The sequence below is a fragment of the Kineococcus glutinatus genome, from assembly GCF_039542765.1.
In the GTDB taxonomy this organism is placed as follows: domain Bacteria; phylum Actinomycetota; class Actinomycetes; order Actinomycetales; family Kineococcaceae; genus Kineococcus_A; species Kineococcus_A glutinatus.
In genome coordinates this window covers 1-945 of the sequence record NZ_BAABIL010000819.1, presented here as the reverse complement: position 1 = coordinate 945, position 945 = coordinate 1, and the positions used below count along the sequence as shown (strand labels likewise).

The 945-nt window shown below is 79.9% G+C and carries 1 pseudogene; it reads right to left on the bottom strand.

Annotation, left to right across the window (positions count from 1 at the left end):
* Nucleotides 1–945: pseudogene (locus tag ABEB16_RS21705) on the bottom strand (hypothetical protein); the annotation flags it as partial.

The window sequence follows — 945 nt, the reverse complement described above, 5'->3', positions numbered from 1 at the left end:
CCCCCGCGGCCGCCACGTCCGCCGCGGCGCGCGTGACGGCGATCTGCGCCTCCTGCTGGGCGGCGGCCGACTGGCTGCCCAGCACCCCCAGCAGGCCCGCCCCCGGGGCCAGCAGCTGCGGGGAGCGGCCCGCGGGGCGCCACGGGCCGTCGTCGGTGAAGGAGTTGTCCAGCAGCAGCAGCCGCGGCGCCACGCACACCGGCTGCGCCGGGTCGGCGTTGAGCGCCCGCACCCGCGGCTCCAGCGCGGCCCACACCTCCACCAGCGCGTCGGCGCCGGAGTTCTCCAGCAGGCCGCCGTCCAGGACGTGGGTGCGGTCCTCGGTCGAGGCGGTGCCCCCCGCGCAGGTCAGCAGCACGCCCGTGGGCGAGACGTACGGGAAGCGCGCCGACAGCAGGGCCGCGGTGGACAACCGCAGGTCCCGCGGCCCGCCGCCGCCGCGCGGGCAGGTGGCCCCCAGCGCGTCCTCGGTGGCGGCCAGCACCCCGTCCGGGGCCCGGGCGCCGTCGCCGGCGGCGCGGCTGAACTGGCCGGCGCCGAGGCAGTCGGGGCCGTCGGTGCTGCTCGGGGCCAGCCGCAGCACCGAGACCGCCACCCGGCAGCCGTCCGCCACGGAGGTGCCGTTGAGCAGCAGCAGCGGGAAGCGCAGGCCGTCGGCGCCGGTGGCGCTCGTACCGAAACCCTCCCCCAGACCGGGCCAGGCGCGCTGCCAGGACCGCTCCAGGGTGCCGGCCCGGTTCCAGGAGGCCAGCGGCAGGCGCAGCACGCTGTTGGGCACGTCCCGCAGGGCGGCGGCCGCCACCGCCGGGGCCACGTGGTCCCGGTCGAACGAGGCGTCCAGCCCCGGCCCCGGCGCACCCTGCTCCCCGGCGACCTCCCCGGCGCGGACCGCCACCAGCCCGACGCTGCTGCCGGAGACGCCCGAGGCGAGGAACACCCCCGCCG